Below are 17966 nucleotides of genomic sequence, written 5' to 3'. Positions count from 1 at the left end.
GATTTACTCATGAGCACTATAGAAAAGATTCAAACTTTTATTATTCTTTTTGCTGTTACATGCGGCATCGTACTCGGACAATTTCATTTGATACATATGTATTCCGAGCAATTTATTGTCCCCTTCTTATTTTTCATGCTGTATGGATTATTCCTCAGCATCCCATTGAAAGAAATAAAAAGCGGGTTCCGCAATTTAAAATTTGCTGGAACGAGCCTTACTATTAATTTTGTATGGACACCTTTACTCGCTTGGGGGTTAGGAGCACTATTTCTTTCAGATCACCCAGCACTTTGGGTTGGATTTATTATGTTAATGGTTACTCCATGTACAGATTGGTACTTAATCTTTACTGAAATAGCGAAAGGAAATGTAGCACTTTCTACTGCCATTTTGCCTGTAAATTTAATATTGCAAATACTACTCCTTCCCATTTATTTATTTTTATTTGCTGGTGTCATGAAGACTGTAGCGGTTTCTGTTTTAGTAGAAAGTATTGTTATCGTAATCATCTTACCATTTGTACTTGCACACGCTACAAAATTCATTATGAATAAAATGAAAAAGGCTGAAATACTCGAGAATACACTCATTCCGTTTTTCAGCTCTGCGCAAATTGTATTTTTAAGTTTAGCAATCGTAGCGATGTTTGCATCACAAGGTAAATATTTACTACAAAATATGAATGTCGTTTTCCTATTACTCATTCCTGTTCTATTGTTCTTTATCATTAATTTTGTACTCGGGCAATTTATCGGACGCATGATGCGTTTATCTTATAAAGATACAGTAAGTCTAAACTTAACAACTTTAGCAAGAAACTCGCCTGTTGCACTCGCTATTGCTGTAACAGCTTTTCCAGACGAACCTCTCATTGCACTTGCACTCGTTATTGGACCGTTAATTGAACTGCCAGTACTTGCTTGTGTTTCACAGGTGTTGTTGTTTATTAAGAGAAAACAGCAATATACATAATAAAAAAACGTCCTAATTTGGGACGTTTTTTATCGAGAAATTATAGAATTATCTGTCCTTATTCATTATTAAAAATGAAATAACTGAAACTAAAAACGTAATGATACCAATTACAATAAATATAATGGAAGATGAAATTGCCTCTAAGGAATACCCCGTTATTGCGATTCCAATCGGAGTTGATACTAATAATAACGAGTTTAGGAAACCAAAGAATCTTCCTTGCACTTCATTTGGAATTGACTTTCTATACAGTACCCCGAAATATACATTACTCACTCCAAAAGCTATCCCTGACAGAAAATAATAAACTGAAAATAATATTGGATTCAATGTCGTACCCATTGCAGCGTTAAAAATCCCCATAATAGCAGTAAATATAAGTGCTGTTGTTATTGTTTTATATGCACGAATTTTTTTAGTAATAAATGCCCCAATTAATATCCCTATCGGAGATGCCGCAAAGACGATACTATACCACTGCGTAGAAAGATCCATCTCTCTAACAACTATTACTTGCAGTGAAAGCATACACGCTGCTCCAAGTAAGTTAATGGCTGCAGCGCTCATTAGTAAGATTTTCAGTGATTTATTATTACTAATAATAGAAAATCCCTCTTTAAAATCTTCATAAAACGGCTTCTTCTTCTCCACTTTCAATTCACGTGGAAATTGAATTTTCATCAAAATTAAAAACGATATAAAGAATGTAAGTGCATCTAACACAAATACTCCATGAAAACTAAAAATAAAAATCAAAAAGCTCGCCATCAAAGGAATTGCGATCGATATGATTTGTATTGATATTTGTCTCAATGTAATCGCCTGCTGAACATGCTTTTCTTCCACATATGTAACTAACGCTGCATTTGAAGCTGGTGTAAATAAGGCACTTCCAATTGAGCGTAAAATTAGTAAAAGTAGTAATGGAATGTACAACATATTATTATAAAATGCTATTACAGCAATTAAAATCATGACAATACACCTTATCACATCTGCAACTATCATAAGTTTTCTTCTCGGCATTCGATCTGCTAATGTTCCTGTAATAGGAGCAAACAGAATCGCTGCCGTTGCAATCGCAATATTTACCCCCGAAACGAGTAATGGCGAGTTTGTTAATTTCATTACCCATAATGGTAAAACAAGTGTAACCATAGAATTACCTATTAAAGAAATACAACTTGCTAAGAAAAAATAAGAAAAAACTTTATTACCCCATATACTAGAGCTATTCTCTTTTCTATTACTAACTTCACTATTCACTGTACTCTCCCTTCTACTCACATATTCTTCTTCTCCTTCTCTTCGTCACCATCCTGTAAAATACAAAAAACCTTCTTCAAAACAAGAAGAAGGTTTACTTATACCCACATTCTTATCTTTTAGGACTTTTAGATCCTACAGGATTTAGCACCTTATATAACATTAGGTTGCTGAGGTTTCAAAGGGCCAGTCCCTCCACCTCTCTTTATAAGAAGTCATTATTCAATTCTCTAAATTTATTATATATCGCATCAAAATACTTTCAATATATTTTTTCTATCCAGTTAACAAAGTCTTTCTAATTAAAAATTATAGGAAAAGTAAATATTACGAAAGCTGCCCAAATTCCGTATATTGGCAAATACTTCGTAACGGCATCTTGGATAGCTGTCGGTCCTGATTTGTTTTGTAGAAAACGCATATAGGAGAACATAATCCAAATGAGATTTGCCCAAATCAGTATGTTTACCCCTAAAACAGCAAGTCTATTAGGTGTAATCCCGTAAGAAGAAAGTCTGAATACGATGGCTGACAATGCGACAGTATCAATAATAAGTGCCAAAACAATTAAGGCAAAGTTTATATAATCTGAAATGCTCTTTTTCTCGTCTGACTCACTCTCAACGATAGAAAATATAGTAACAGCCAATACACCAAGGAGTATTCCGTTGAAGGCCATTAGGAAATTGCGGTCCAAGAATGGATTTTTCCCGACCCAAATTACCGTTATAAGATAGATAAACAATGTGATCAAGACAAGCGGACTAAAAATTTTAGATATGTATGGTGTAATATTTTTAGCAAGTTTAAGATTCAATGATACTAAGTATGCAGCCACTACAGCGAGAGCGGCAGCTCCAAATAAAACAACATTACTAAAATAGAACTCTCCTATATCCAAGTCAACAAAGCTAAATAATCGCATTGTGAATAATGCTAGTATCATTCCGCTCACTGCCATGCTCGCGTAGAGAAGACCATATTCTAAATTAAATTTAATATACGCTAATCTTGTACTACCTTTTGAATATTCATTTCCCGTAAACGCAAGTCCCAATAAGACCCATAGCAATATAGGAAGATGTAAATACGCAAGGATACTGCTGTCTTTATAATTTAATGGCAATATATTAAGATACAACCCGGCAATTAAGAACAACGCTGCAAGGAAATAAATAATACTTTTTTTCGGATTATTATTGTAAATAAAATAAGCAGCAATAAAGGGAATTACACCAAAAGCCAAGTTAATTGGAGCAATTGCTTCCTGCTCAACAAAGTGGAAAATGATTCTAGTGCTTAGCCCTGCTAAAATAGCTAACATGCCCATGAATAAGAAACCTTTTTGAAACAGTGATATTTTTTCTTTATTTGCCGTCTCCTTGAAATGCAATCTTTCATACCAAGCAGCTAGTACCTGAGAATCAGGGTTTTCATCCCATGCTTGTGAGAATGACTTTTTAAAAGCTTTTGGGTCTTTTCTATACATTCTCTCCAACTCATGAGGATTATCCCTATTTTTAATAATCAAATTTTGATTGTTCATAGTTTTACCTCCTCTAATAAAAACAGCGTTTTTACCTTTCTATAAAAAGCATCTCACTGATTTATCATGATATTGATTTTAATATAAAATTTATTGTTTTACAATAAAAAATTATCAATTATAAAGATTTTTTTATTGTATATTTTATTTTAAATAAAAATAAATAGTACTACTTATTCAAAAAAATATCCTATAGAATAGACTTTTTTAAGTGTCTATTCTATAGGATACAGTTTAATTATCATATTTTTTTATTGGTTGAAACTACTTAATTCTCAAACACAAAATTAATCTTATTATCTTTCCACTCTAACTTCGCATCAAATGTTTTCTCGCCCTTTGTAAAGCCTTTAATTAAATCGGTCTTTTCACCTTTTAAGAGCTTTGTCATATTCTTTTGCGAAATTGTTTTGCTTAATATCTTCTTTGAGATGGTAAAATCACATTGTGTTGTATTGTAATTAGAACAACCGTAAAACGTTGACTTATCAATCACATCGCCATCACATTTTTTACAGCTACCAACCTTTTTACCTGTTGTAAATTTCGATCCTTTTCGCTCAATCGATTCAACATGTAATCCAGTGAAATCCCATTTTTCCGACATTTCCACTGCATCTTCAATAATTTTAGCTGATAGCTTTTTCGTTTGTTCCATAAATGTAGCTGGTGATGCTGTACCTTCACCGATTTCCGCAAGGCGCTGCTCCCATTTCGCAGTCATTTCTGGTGAAGCTAATATTTTATCACCGATTGCGGTAATTAATACTTTCCCTTTATCGGTTGCATACACTTGGTTTTTCTTTACATCTATATATTTACGGTCTTTCAGCATCGTAATAATTCCAGCGCGCGTTGCCTCTGTACCTAAACCTTCTGTTTTCTTTAATACTTTTTCAAGCTCTTCGTTCTCTAAATACTTACCTGCCGTTTTCATTAACGTAATAAGTTGCCCTTCTGTATAACGCTTCGGTGGCTGTGTTTTTCCTTCTTTCACTTTTACCTTTACAACTTTCCCTTGTTCACCTTCAGCTACAATTGGGAGAATTGTTTCATCATCTTTATCATCTTGGAAAATTACTTTACGCCATCCTTCTTGAATTTGCTGTTTTCCTTTTGATATGAATTCAGCACGTTCATCCACAAGCGTTACAATCGTTGTATAATCAAAGATCGCGACTTCATAGTGAGCGGCAATAAGTCTTCTTACAATCATATCGTAAATTTTCTTTTCATCACCTGATAATCTGCTTGGGTTTGTAACTTGCTCTGTCGGAATAATGGCGTAGTGATCTGTTACTTTCTTTTCATTCACGTAACGCTTATTATTCATAATTGATTCAACTGGAGCTGGTAATAAACCTTTATATTCATCAAACTGATTTAACTTCTGCAAAATATCAGGGAACGTCGCTGCTTCTCCTTGTGTCACATAGTTGGAATCTGAACGAGGATAAGAGACAATTCCTTTTTGATATAATGCTTGCGTTATATCAAGCGTCTTTTTCGGTGAAAATTTGAATGCTTTATTTGCAGTTGCTTGCAGTGACGATAAGTTAAATAAAAGCGGTGGCTGAAACTCTTTTCGCTCCGTTTTCATTTCCTTCACTTCAGCCGGTTTTCCTTGGCAAAATGCCGCAATTTTATTTGCCATATCAGGGTCTTTTAAGCGGGATTCACTATCCTTCTCCCATTTCCCTTCATACTTCTTTCCTTCTATATTAAAGGTTGCGAACACTTCCCAAAACGGCTCAGACTTAAAGTTTTCAATTTCTTTTTCACGCTTTACAATTAACGCGAGTGTCGGTGTTTGTACACGACCAGCTGAAAATACATCATTCATTCCTTTTTTCTTGAGCAAAATACTAAAGACACGCGATGCATTCATACCAACGACCCAATCAGCGCAAGATCTTGTATATGCTTCGTAATACGTATTAATCGTATCTGATTCATCAAGTAAGTTTTTAAACCCTTGATAAATTGCTTGCTTCGTTAAAGATGAAATCCAAAGACGTTTCATCGGCTTTTGCACGTTACAAAGATTAATAATGTTTCGTACAATTAGTTCCCCTTCACGCCCAGCATCGCCTGCGTGAATAATTTCTGTTACTTGAGGATTATGTAACAGCTGTTTCACAACGTTAAACTGTTTATACTTCGACTTTGTTACTTCAAATTGAAAACGCTCTGGAATCATCGGTAACGTATTAAGTGACCATTTTTTCCACTCTGCGTGATAATGCTCTGGATTACATAACTGCGTCAAATGACCAATTGCCCATGTACAGTACGCTCCATTTGGAAATAACTCATTCGCTTCTACTTCTAAATATCCATCTTTCCGGCGAAATTTAAACTGTGAAACAAGAGCCAAACCTTGATCTGGTTTCTCGGCAATAATTAATTTCATTTTATAACTCCCTATCTGTATTCCAGTGTTACGTTCATTGTCTATCTGTTTAGAGGCGATGATAAAACAACAATCTTATTTATCATTCGCGGTTCGTCTCGCAAATGGGAGACCTATAATATTATACGCTTATTCTTTATGGCTTCACAATAGAAACTCTTCATTTAACTCTTACATTCACATGCTCATAATTAAAAAGGCGTCCAAAAAAATCAGGAGCCTTCTCACTTACATTTATGAAATTGTGCAGATAATATGCAGATATAAATAAGCATAAGTACTCTCCATATGAACATATGATGAAATGAATGATAGGACAGGGAGGTATCATGATGTTCGCTTACACATTAACCGCCTTAACACTTTGTTGTGTCTCGATTCTTATTACATCATATATTTCTAAACGCAAGGGTACCCTAATGGAGTATATGGTATTTATTATGTCTTTTAGTATGTGTATCGGTTTAAGCATAGGTTTTTATTTAGGTATACTCTTTAAAGGAGAATTATTATATTCTACTTTGCTTGCGATTTTAATTAGTGGTTGTATCGGTTTTGTAGTCGGTCTACGTTTTCACCTATATACTGCTTTAGAAGGAATGTTCTCTGGATTAATGGCAAGTATGATGGGAGCAATGATTACAGAAATGTTAAACGCTCAACAAGCTCATAGTATACTGTTTATTAGTCTCTTACTTACGATAACAATAACTATGTCATGTATAATTCAACTTTTATCAGAAACTTTTTCTACTTTTATCCAAAGGCGTTTTTTATTATTACTTTCAATTAGTGTGGTAATTATCGTTTCCGTATTCGTGACATTCCCAGAGCATACTCCCCCACATTCATCCGAGCATGATCAACATATACATTGACTCTTGCAACGAAAATGAATAAGCAGCTATCCAAAGGATAACTGCTTCATATTATTCTGGCTTATTAGGAATGTTTGGATTGGGAACATAGTCAGATTTATAATCTGTATATTTCACTTCTGTTACCATCCCCGCGGAAGCATGGTGTAAATCATGACAGTGGAACATCCAATCACCTGGATTGTCTGCTACAAAGGCTACTTCATATTCTTCACCTGGTTTTAGGTTCAAAGTATCTTTCACAATTGGAGAACCTTCTATCGGTTTTCCATCTTTACTCAACACCTGGAAGAAGTGACCATGTAAATGCATTGGATGATCGTCCATTTTAGAACGATTTACCAATTTTACTTTTACTAAATCACCCTTTTTTACTGGAATCGGGTCAATATTCGGAAATACCTTTCCGTTAATTGTATATACCATTTCATTTCCATTCATTTGCGTATTTAAGTCCATATTATATGTGGCAGTATACTGCTGATCTAACGTGAAACTACCTAATTTTTTAGCACCGTATTTCGTCATATCTAATTTCGATAATTTTTCTTTTTCGTTTGCTTTATCTTTCATCTCTTTGCTGCCATCATATTCAATAACAGCTTTCATTCCTTTTACACCTTTATTTGCTGAATGGTCTTCCACATACCATTTCCCAGAATTATTAGCAGTAAATTCAATATCATAACGTTCACCCGGTGCGATTGAAATTACTTTATCCTTTATTACTTTTAGATCGTTTATTGGTTGACCGTCTGTCGCAATTACTTTTATATCATGACCGTGAACATGTATATCATGTGATAGATAACCAGCATTAACGAGTCGAAGACGAACTTTATCTCCCTTATTCACTTTTAATGGTTCTACTAAATCACCGCTTTTACCATTGATTGTGAATAAATCATACATACTCATATCATGACCTTCCATCTTCATATTCCGATGGTCCATTTCTGCCATATTGCCTGAATCTTTTTTATCACTGCCCATGTCCATATCAGAATGATCCATAGCGTTCTTATCATCATTCTTTTTCGTATTTTCATTATCCTTAGATTTATTACCTTTTTGCCCTTTTGCCATTTCTTTTAACTGATTATTAATTTCTTCTTTATCTGTCATCCATTCATCTATCATTAATGTGTAATCTTTATCATACTTTTCATTTGTATCTTCTACAATAAGTGCTCCATACAAACCTCTGTCTAATTGATTTACAGAATCTTGATGTGAATGATACCAATACGTTCCTGGGACGTTCGCTTCAAACTCATAGGTGAAACTTTTTCCAGATTCAACTGCATCTTGCGTCACACCTGGAATTCCATCCATATTATTTGGGACAGGATATCCATGCCAATGAATAGATACTGGTGCAGATAATTCATTTTTTAATGTTACTTTCACCTTTTCACCTTTTTTGACCCGAATTTCCGGACCAGGAGATGAACCATTAAATGTCCAGACCGGAACAATAACACCATTACTTAACTTTTGCTTTTCTTCTTTCGCTATTAAAGTCACTTCTGGTCCTTTTTCAACTTTCAATGGTTTTGCATCTGTTTCAGTCTGTGGTGTTCCTTTATCATTCATATTTTTATGATCGTTTGTTGTATTTGTAGTCGCGGAACATGCAGCAATTAAAGATATGACAGAGACTGTAACTGCTGTTAATACAAATCGCTTCATGGAAAACCCCTCCTTTTTCTTTTTCAAAATCATTATAAAAAATGATTTTCAAGAAAATATGGAGATGTGCAATGGATCAAATAAAAAGACGCCCAAAATTGAGCGCCTCTACTAATGATTATTTCGTAACAACTTCATCTTCTTTTATATTCACATTATTTGCTCTCATAAACGCTTCAATCTCTTCAACTTCTCTAATGATATCTTTTGACAAGTTTTCATGTCCGTCTTTCGTTACAAGAATATCATCTTCAATACGAATACCAATTGATTCTTCTGCAATATAAAGACCAGGTTCAATTGTTATAACCATACCTTCTTCTAACACTCTATCTTTATATGTTCCTACATCATGCGTATCTAAACCAAGGAAATGGCTGACACCGTGATAATAGTATTTTGATAACTCTTCGTCTTCTTGAATTAAACCAATTGCTTTACACTCTTCTGCTAGTACCTTTTTTGTATGCTCATTTAATGCAGCAAACTTTACTCCTGGCTTAATGAGCTCTGTTGTTTCTTTCAATGCTTTTAATACAATATTATACATTTGTTTTTGGCGACTAGAAAATGTTCCATTTGCCGGGAATGTGTAACTAATATCAGCATTATAGTAATCTTTTTGAGCGCCTAAATCTAGCAGTACTAAATTACCATTTTGAATTTGTGCATCATTATCTTCATAATGAAGAACTGTAGCATTTTTCCCACTTGCCAAAATTGTATTGAACGCATGATGCTTAATGCCAGATGACTTCAGTGTGAAATCAAACTGAGCTTCTAATTCATACTCCATCATGTCAGCTTTTGCATGCTTAAGTACGTTGTAAATGCCCTCTTTCGTTACAGCAATCGCTTCTTTAATGATTTCAATTTCTTCTTCTGTTTTAAACACTCGTAATTCACAAATATTCGGATATACATTACCAATTAAAACGTGTGGATACTGTTCTCTTACATGTTTAGCAAACGCAAGCGTTTTTGTCTCCGCACCATTCCACTCACGACGCTCTAAATCTAAATATAGATGCTTCACATTTTCTGTGAAAAGTATATTTGACATTGTCTTTTCAAAGCTATCTAAATATACAACTTTCTTTATACCTGAAATTTTCTCTGCCTCTTCGTTAGAAACTGTTTTACCGACCCATTTTTCCATTACTGGATCTGACTTTTCAATGAAAAGTGTTTCTTCTACACTACCTCCAACCTTCTTCAACATGAAAATAACATTTGGTTCATCAATTCCTGTTACATAGTAAAAGTTTCGATTCGGCACAAATTTATAATGTGCATCGGCTGACATATGAGGTGCTTGTCCAGCAAATAAAATAGTAATAGATTCATCTGGTAATGTGTTTACTAATCGTTCTCTATTTTGAGCAAAAAATGTTGATTTCATATTAATCCCCCTAGCGTTCTATGTATACTTTTAAAGTTAATTAACCTCTGCTATTCATTTTATTATTGTTATAATTTTTCGTCAATTTTTAACCTTTTAGATGATGTTGACATAATAAAAATTAAGCGTTACAATTACTATACATTAGTAAGTAACTAATGTAATTAATCCTAACTAGAGGTGAAGACAAATGAAAAACATTTTATTCCGTATTAACGAATTATCAAAAAAAGAAAAAGCATCTGGATTAACAGTTGATGAAAAACAAGAACAACAAATGTTGCGCCAAAACTATACACAAACATTTCGTGGAAGCTTAGATTCCATTTTATTAAACACAAAAATTGTTGATCAAAATGGTCTTAACGTTACACCGGCGGCATTACAAGATGCTCAAATACGTTTAAAATTAAGCAAATGAAATCAAAGCTAGAAAAACAATCGTATAAAACATAAAAAGAGCCGGAACTCCTATTTAGAAATTCCAGCTCTTTTTATTTTCTTTTCTAATTTAACATATGAGCGATACATCGCAATTCTCCACGATACAATCATTTTACGCAAAGTTTATGAACGGAATATGAACAAAATATTACATTCAAGTTTTGAAATTAAAAAAACCATCCCACAATTCATAATTGCGGAATGGTTTTTCAACTTATTTTAAATCTTCTATTGAGAAAGCACCTGGAAGTAATTGCTCAACAGTCACTTCTTTTTCATCGCCTTTTACATTCGTTAGTAATACAGGCATTTTCGGTTCACAGAATTCAGCAATTACTTGTCTACAAGCACCACATGGTGAAATCGGCCCGTCCGTTTCGCCTGTAATAACTAAGTAACTAAAATCGCGTTCACCTTCTGATACTGCTTTAAAGATCGCTGTTCTTTCTGCGCAGTTACATAAACCGTAAGAAGCATTTTCTATATTACAACCAGTATAGATTTTACCTGCTTTCGTAACTAACGCTGCACCAACAGGAAATTTTGAATACGGAATATACGCTTTTGCTAACATCTTATTTGCTTCTTCGATATATTTTTTCTTATCCATATTATTTCCTCCCCAAAGTAAATGTAATTATGATTAGTCAGTAATCACTGTATGAACTAATTTAGGTGCTACTGCTGTTTCAGCGATAGAAATGTTCTCATAGATTTTTGCTTTTACATCTTCTACATTTTCACGGTTTGCATAGATTGTTACGAATGGCTCGCCTTCTTTTACTGCATCGCCAACTTTTTTACGCAACATTAATCCTACTGCTAAATCGATTTCATCTTCTTTCGTCGCACGGCCAGCACCTAGTAACATAGCTGCGATACCGATTTCATCTGCAACAATGTTAGAAATAACACCTGAAGTTTTAGCAGGTACATCAATTACATACTTCGCCTGTGGCATTTTTTCTGGATTGTCTACAATTGAGCTATCTCCGCCTTGATTGCTTAAGAACTCTTTAAACTTCTCAGTTGCTTTTCCGTTTTTCATCACTTCAATTAGCATTTCACGAGCTTCTTCTAACGTATTTGCTTTTTTCGCAAGTACGACCATTTGACTTCCTAATACAAGTACTAATTCTGTTAAATCTTCTGGACCTTCACCTTTTAACGTATCGATCGCTTCTTTTACTTCTAGAGCGTTACCAATCGCAAATCCAAGCGGTTGTGACATATCTGAAATAACAGCCATAGTTTGACGTCCTACATTTTTTCCAATACGTACCATTGCATGTGCTAATTCTTTTGCATCTTCTTCTGTCTTCATAAATGCGCCAGCACCTGTTTTTACATCAAGTACGATTGCGTCAGCACCAGCTGCAATTTTTTTACTCATAATTGAACTTGCGATTAAAGGAATTGAGTTTACTGTTCCTGTTACGTCGCGTAATGCATAAATCTTTTTATCTGCAGGTGTTAAGTTTCCTGTTTGTCCAATAACAGCTACTTTGTCACGGTTTACAATATCAATGAACTGCTCTTTCGTAATTTCAACGTGGAATCCTTCTACCGCTTCTAATTTATCAATTGTTCCGCCTGTATGTCCTAAACCACGACCAGACATTTTTGCTACTGGTACGTCTAAAGCAGCTACTAATGGTCCTAATACTAATGTTGTTGTATCACCAACACCACCAGTTGAATGTTTGTCTACTTTAATTCCTTCAATTGCTGATAAATCGATTGTTTCTCCAGACTCAACCATCGCCATCGTTAAATCTGCACGTTCACGATCTGTCATATCTTTAAAGAAGATTGCCATTGCAAGTGCACTCACTTGATAATCAGGAATACTTCCGTCTGTATATCCATTAATAAAGAATTTAATTTCTTCAGTTGTTAATTCTTTGCCGTCACGTTTTTTTGCAATAATATCTACCATTCTCATTACAATCACCATTCCTTTTTATATGATATGAATCTGTTAAAATAATAAGCCAACGATTGTTGCTGATAAGAAACTTACTAATGTTGCACCGAAAAGTAATTTCAAACCGAATCTTGCGACTACATTCCCTTGCTTTTCATTTAAGCTCTTAACTGCCCCTGCAATAATTCCAATTGAAGAGAAATTTGCAAATGAAACTAAGAATACAGATATAATCGCTGTCGTTCTATCTGAGAAATTAAAGTTTCCTTGTGCTAAATCTGTCATAGCGACAAATTCATTTGATACTAATTTTGTTGCCATAATATTTCCGGCATTAACTGCTTCATGCCAAGGTACACCCATAATAAATGCAAATGGTGCAAATACATAGCCAAGAATTTCTTGGAATGAAATACCGATTACACCTTTAAATACTGCATTAATGAATGCGATAAGAGCAACGAAACCGACTAACATAGCTGCTACTGTAATCGCAACTTTAAATCCATCTATAATGTATTCCCCTAATACTTCAAAGAAAGTCTTTTTCTCTTCTTCTTGTACTTCTAACATATCTTCTTCTTCAGTAACTTCATAAGGGTTAATGATAGAAGCAATGATGAAACCACCGAATAAGTTAAGCACTAAAGCGGTTACAACATATTGTGGTTTTAATAACACCATATACGATCCAACGATAGACATTGAAACGGTAGACATTGCAGATGCACATAATGTATACATTCTTTTCTCTGGCAATAATCCTAGTTGCTTCTTAACTGAAATAAACACTTCAGATTGTCCTAAAATCGCAGAAGCAACAGCGTTATATGATTCTAGTTTCCCCATTCCATTTACTTTACTTAATGCTAGACCGATAGATTTCACAATAATAGGTAATACTTTAATGTGTTGCAAAATACCGATTAAAGCTGAAATAAATACGATTGGCATTAATACACTTAAAAAGAACGAAAACTCTTTTTGATTTACTAATCCACCAAATACGAAATTCACACCGTCAGCGGCATATTTTAATAGTTCTCCAAAACCATCTGCTATTCCGCTAATTAATATATTTCCTACACTTGTATTTAATAGTAAAAACCCCAAAATAAATTGTAATATAACCATCGTTATGATTGGGCGATATTTGACTTTTTTTCTATCATTACTAGCAAGCCAAGCGATACCTAAAATCAATACGAGGCCAAAAATACCGATTAAGTATTTCATAAGCCGTCTCCTCCCATTCGTATCCGCTTACATCTATTTCAATTGTTAAAGCAATAGATACACTTTACTTTGTGTATCTATTGCTCTTCACTTCATTAATGATTAGTAGTTATCTGTAGCACCTTTTGCATCATTTAATACGATTGCAACACTAGCACTTGCTCCAACGCGAGAAGCTCCAGCAGCTACCATTTTGTCTGCATCTTCACGTGTACGAACGCCACCAGATGCTTTTACACCAACGTTTGGTCCAACTGTTTTACGCATTAATGCGATGTCTTCAGCAGTTGCTCCGCCAGTTGAGAATCCAGTTGAAGTTTTTACGAAATCAGCACCAGCTTTTACTGATAATTCACAAGCGCGTACTTTCTCTTCATCTGTTAATAGGCAAGTTTCAATGATTACTTTTACAAGAGCTTTTCCTTTTGCTGCTTGTACTACTTCATAAATATCTTTTTCAACGAACTCGTTGTCGCCATCTTTTAAAGCGCCTACGTTGATTACCATATCAACTTCAGTTGCACCTTTTGCGATAGCATCTTTTGTTTCAAATGCTTTTGTTTCAGTAGTGCTTGCTCCTAACGGGAAACCGATTACAGTACAAACATCTACATCATGTCCAGCTAACTCTTCAGCCGCTAATTTTACCCATGTTGGGTTAATACAAACAGAAGCGAATTTATATTCCTTTGCTTCTTCGATTACTTTCATAACATCTTCTTTAGTAGTATTAGCTTTTAAAATTGTATGGTCAATTAACTTTGCAATATTCATTATCTTCACTCCTCATATCTTTTAACAACTTCATTCTAACCCTTAGTTGAACAAATGTAAATACACTTTTGAAATTTTGTTCATTCTTTTTTAAAAGGGAATTTTCCTGTAGTAAATAAAGCTCATTCTAACTAAGAAACACTTCCTATTTAAAATCAAAACTTTTATATTAACAATGGTAGTATGTATCTCAATATCCATAATTATTTTTAAAAAGGCAATTTGTATTCAAAAAACACTCCCATAATCCATACATAACAAAATAAAAGGCTTTCTCAAAATTTACATCTTGAGAAAGCCTTTTATTTCTAATCTTTTTGATAATGTAACAGTTCCTTTGCTGTATGCTGATCGATAATTAATACATTTGCATAACCGCCACGTAACGCACCATCAATTGCTTTGATTTTTCTATTACCACCAGCAACTAAAATAGAACGTTTCTTTAATTTCAGTTCCTCTAACTCGATTCCAATGGTCCGCTTATTAATTTCTTCACTACTAATATTTCCGTCCCCATCAAAAAATCGTGAACAAATGTCACCGACCGATTGTTTTTTGAGTAAACTCGTTTCATCCTTATCGAAATAGCCTAATCGGAATAATAGCGCTTCGTCTCGCACTGTTCCGACAGTGAAAATTGCAATATTCGCCTGTTTTCCCATTTCGATAATGTGATGAATATGTCGATCCTGCTCTACTAATTCTTTTGTCACTGCGTTATCAAATATAACTGGAAGAGGTAGATTTCTCGGCGTCGTTTGAAAAGCATCTGCAAATAAAGCAATGGTCTCATTCGCATATGTATTTACACTCGAATGACTAATACCACCTTTTAACTGAACAACTTCTACACCTTTTACATGTTGTGGTACGATTTTTCTAGCGATTTCATACATCGTCATTCCCCAGCTTACCCCAACGATATCACCAGTTTTAACCGTCTTTTCCATATACTCAGCTGCATATTTACTAATATACTCTGTAATCGTTGCATACTCTGGTACTGGAGAAAATACGACATGTGCCTCTAACAAATTGTACTTTTCTTTCAGTAAATTCCCAACGTTATCTAAATCAGCAAATGGATCGGCTATGCTAATTTGAACAAACCCTTTTTCTTTCGCGTACTTTAATAGTCTAGAGATAGTCGGCCTTGAAATATTTAATTTGTTAGCAATTTCTTGCTGACTATAATCTGATTGATAATATAATCTTGCAACTTCAACGCTTAATTGTTGTTTATCTTTATCCATAGTAACTCGTTACATATCCTTTCCTGTATTTCCTTTTCGTTACAAGCATTATACAGCTTTATGCAAAAAAATTCGACTACCGAATTTTATCTAACTGAACTTCTACTACACTTATTATATATAATGAAAACTTATTGTGTAGATTTACAAACTCAATATAGATACGCTTGAAACATGTAAATCGATTAACATTTAATTCATATTTTTTCTGCAGTAACGATAACAAAGCCGTTCAAAATGCATGATAGAATCAAGTTATTGCACATAGAAAAAGTTGTATATGAGGCCTAGGATATCAAAGACTTTTGTCTCATACCTATAGAATTTCCGTCCGTTTTTCTGTGAGAGTTAGTAAAGAGACCATTTTTGGTCTCTTTTTCATGCTTTTTTCTTAATTCCATACGTAATGTCATTTAAAACCTTAGCTTGATGGGCATATGTTGTGACTCCTATTAAATAAACGCCCCTGTTATTTTATAAAGGCGATTTACTGGAAATTAAGTTAAAACGCCAATTATTACATTGCATAAAGTTACCAGGAGGGTATTCGAATTCGGATTCGGAGATTAATTCGAATCCAAGCTTCCGACAAATTGCATTTGAAGCTGGATTTTCAACTGAAGGGAAAGCATGAATGTACCTATACTTATTCTCAGCGGATGCTTCTTCTATTGCCAACTTTACTGCTGTTGTCGCTATTCCTTTCCCCTGAAATGCGGGAAGGACGCTCCAGCCAGTTTCGTACACACTTTCATCATTCCAAGTAGTTTGCCAATAGCCAACAGAACCTACTGATTCTCGTTCTGGTAACAATAAAATGCTAAACATACATCCTCTACTAACCAGTTCAAGGTACCGTTTGTGTCGATTCAAAATTTGTTCTTCATTTTCTGGACCTCCAAGATGCTGCACCATCACTGGGGTGTTAATACGAAAAAGTAAATCAAGGTCCTTATCTTCCCAAGGTTTAATTTGAATAATATGATTGCTACGTTCTAAAATTTTATTCATCCCCTTACATTTTTCTTTATTTATTCTTTCTTTACGGTAAGCAAAACTCCTTTATCTGTTCCATTAATCTGCACCGTTAGACAATAAGTAAAAATGAAAAATAGTAAAGGTTTTTATTCTCAAAATTTATTATAGATCATATTTCAATCATTCATCTTTTAGAGGCAACCTCCACATTTTTTAGTCATCTAAACTACCTTGATTTTTTCTTATAAAGCAAACCGGTCAGGTTATTGAGGAAGTCATTTTTAAAGTTCAAATTAGATATGTGTATAAAATTAGTATGAGGGTGTGAAATCAATTGTAAAATAGTAGTTTTGGAATAAATAAAAGAAATAATCAATAGTGATTATTTCTCTTTTCATTTACATATTTATTTTTGAAAAAACAACCTAACTCCAAATACTAATAATACAGCGCCTGTAATACCCTCTATTGTACGGTTCACTCGTTCTTTTCTTAGAAAAGTTCTTAATTGACGTATGAGTGAGATATAAAGTAAATACCATATTGCTGTCAAAGTCGTAAATGTGACTCCTAATAAAAGAAATTGGAGGAAGTGATTTTGATTACTCACAATAAATTGAGGTAAAAAACTAAGGAAAAACACAGCAGTTTTTGGATTTAAAATTGCCGTAGTAAATCCTTGTCTAAAGCTTTTAATTGCTCCTATATCTTTAGAGTTCATTTCTACTGAACCTGACATAGCTTCTTTTTTATGTAAGGCACTTTTAATTGACTTTACAGCTAAGTAAATTAAATAAAAAGCCCCAGCATATTTTATAAATGTAAATAACATAGCAAATTTCATTAGAATAGCAGAGAGTCCTAACGTAGCCATTATTGTATGAATCATCATTCCAGATATCGTTCCTAAAACAGTCTTTATCCCACCATTTTTACCATGCGAGATAGTATTTTTTGTAACTAGTGCAAAACCAGGACCAGGCATTATTATGATTAACATTGCTGTAAGGATAAATAATAGATAATTTTCCATGTTCTAGTATTTCCTTTCCAATTTTTAGTTTTGCTTACAGTATAGCTTTTTTCATTAAAACATTACATATAAAAGACTTGATCAGAAATTTATCTATGTTACTAATAACATAGATACAAGACATGGAAAATTTATACATTAAA

At 33.9% G+C, this 17966-nt stretch carries 15 protein-coding genes and 1 riboswitch; of the genes, 3 read left to right on the top strand and 12 right to left on the bottom strand.

Going from position 1 to position 17966, the window contains the following annotated elements; translation table 11 throughout:
• The first annotated feature begins 9 nt into the window (after positions 1-9).
• The gene (locus ACUXEY_RS10870) at positions 10-975 is read left to right on the top strand and encodes an arsenic resistance protein (RefSeq protein ID WP_429602288.1); all 966 of its coding nucleotides are present in this window, start codon (positions 10-12) and stop codon (positions 973-975) included.
• Positions 976-1023: 48 nt separating this feature from the next.
• Here the strand turns inward: ACUXEY_RS10870 and ACUXEY_RS10865 are convergent, their stop codons facing one another.
• The 3 genes from ACUXEY_RS10865 to topB form a co-directional block, all read right to left on the bottom strand.
• On the bottom strand, positions 1024-2265 hold the full coding sequence (locus ACUXEY_RS10865; protein ID WP_461300667.1) for an MFS transporter: 1242 nt from the start codon (positions 2263-2265) through the stop codon (positions 1024-1026).
• A gap of 88 nt (positions 2266-2353) precedes the next feature.
• Positions 2354-2458: riboswitch (SAM riboswitch) on the bottom strand.
• A gap of 84 nt (positions 2459-2542) precedes the next feature.
• Positions 2543-3790 (bottom strand): DUF4153 domain-containing protein, encoded by a 1248-nt coding sequence (locus tag ACUXEY_RS10860; protein WP_461300666.1) that lies wholly within the window; start codon positions 3788-3790, stop codon positions 2543-2545.
• 268 nt (positions 3791-4058) lie between these two features.
• Entirely contained in the window at positions 4059-6203 is a 2145-nt protein-coding gene (gene topB / locus ACUXEY_RS10855; protein ID WP_461300665.1) for a DNA topoisomerase III, read from the bottom strand.
• 332 nt (positions 6204-6535) lie between these two features.
• Here topB and ACUXEY_RS10850 point away from each other — a divergent pair, with 332 nt between their 5' ends.
• Positions 6536-7081 carry a hypothetical protein gene (locus ACUXEY_RS10850; protein WP_461300664.1) on the top strand — a complete coding sequence of 182 codons (546 nt, stop codon included), beginning with the start codon at positions 6536-6538 and terminating at the stop codon, positions 7079-7081.
• Positions 7082-7132: 51 nt separating this feature from the next.
• Here the strand turns inward: ACUXEY_RS10850 and ACUXEY_RS10845 are convergent, their stop codons facing one another.
• Positions 7133-8773 (bottom strand): multicopper oxidase family protein, encoded by a 1641-nt coding sequence (locus ACUXEY_RS10845; RefSeq protein ID WP_461300663.1) that lies wholly within the window; start codon positions 8771-8773, stop codon positions 7133-7135.
• Between the two features lie 118 nt (positions 8774-8891).
• A complete protein-coding gene (locus ACUXEY_RS10840) occupies positions 8892-10175 on the bottom strand; it encodes an aminopeptidase P family protein (RefSeq protein ID WP_461300662.1) in 1284 nt (427 codons plus the stop codon).
• Positions 10176-10365: 190 nt separating this feature from the next.
• Between ACUXEY_RS10840 and ACUXEY_RS10835 the strand changes: the two genes are divergently transcribed.
• Positions 10366-10596, top strand: a complete 231-nt coding sequence (locus ACUXEY_RS10835; protein WP_098096872.1) for a DUF896 domain-containing protein — start codon at positions 10366-10368, stop codon at positions 10594-10596.
• A 237-nt stretch (positions 10597-10833) separates the two neighbouring features.
• Here ACUXEY_RS10835 and ACUXEY_RS10830 read toward each other — a convergent pair whose 3' ends face one another.
• From ACUXEY_RS10830 to ACUXEY_RS10800, 7 genes are all read right to left on the bottom strand, one after another.
• Positions 10834-11229 (bottom strand): cytidine deaminase, encoded by a 396-nt coding sequence (locus ACUXEY_RS10830; RefSeq protein ID WP_461300661.1) that lies wholly within the window; start codon positions 11227-11229, stop codon positions 10834-10836.
• A gap of 33 nt (positions 11230-11262) precedes the next feature.
• Entirely contained in the window at positions 11263-12564 is a 1302-nt protein-coding gene (locus tag ACUXEY_RS10825) for a pyrimidine-nucleoside phosphorylase (protein ID WP_461300660.1), read from the bottom strand.
• Between the two features lie 36 nt (positions 12565-12600).
• A complete protein-coding gene (locus tag ACUXEY_RS10820) occupies positions 12601-13782 on the bottom strand; it encodes a NupC/NupG family nucleoside CNT transporter (protein ID WP_000876170.1) in 1182 nt (393 codons plus the stop codon).
• A 102-nt stretch (positions 13783-13884) separates the two neighbouring features.
• The gene (gene deoC / locus ACUXEY_RS10815) at positions 13885-14556 is read right to left on the bottom strand and encodes a deoxyribose-phosphate aldolase (RefSeq protein WP_001017444.1); all 672 of its coding nucleotides are present in this window, start codon (positions 14554-14556) and stop codon (positions 13885-13887) included.
• A gap of 308 nt (positions 14557-14864) precedes the next feature.
• On the bottom strand, positions 14865-15812 hold the full coding sequence (locus tag ACUXEY_RS10810) for a sugar-binding transcriptional regulator (protein ID WP_306185971.1): 948 nt from the start codon (positions 15810-15812) through the stop codon (positions 14865-14867).
• Positions 15813-16286: 474 nt separating this feature from the next.
• Positions 16287-16823 (bottom strand): GNAT family N-acetyltransferase, encoded by a 537-nt coding sequence (locus ACUXEY_RS10805; RefSeq protein ID WP_461300659.1) that lies wholly within the window; start codon positions 16821-16823, stop codon positions 16287-16289.
• A 373-nt stretch (positions 16824-17196) separates the two neighbouring features.
• Complete coding sequence (locus ACUXEY_RS10800) at positions 17197-17823, bottom strand: LysE family translocator (RefSeq protein ID WP_429602296.1); 627 nt, start codon at positions 17821-17823, stop codon at positions 17197-17199.
• Between the last annotated feature and the right edge of the window lie 143 nt (positions 17824-17966).

It is taken from the genome of Bacillus sp. F9_6S_D1_P_5, assembly GCF_054823925.1.
The sequence above is the reverse complement of the archived record's forward strand: the minus strand, read 5'-3'. Positions and strand labels throughout refer to the sequence as shown.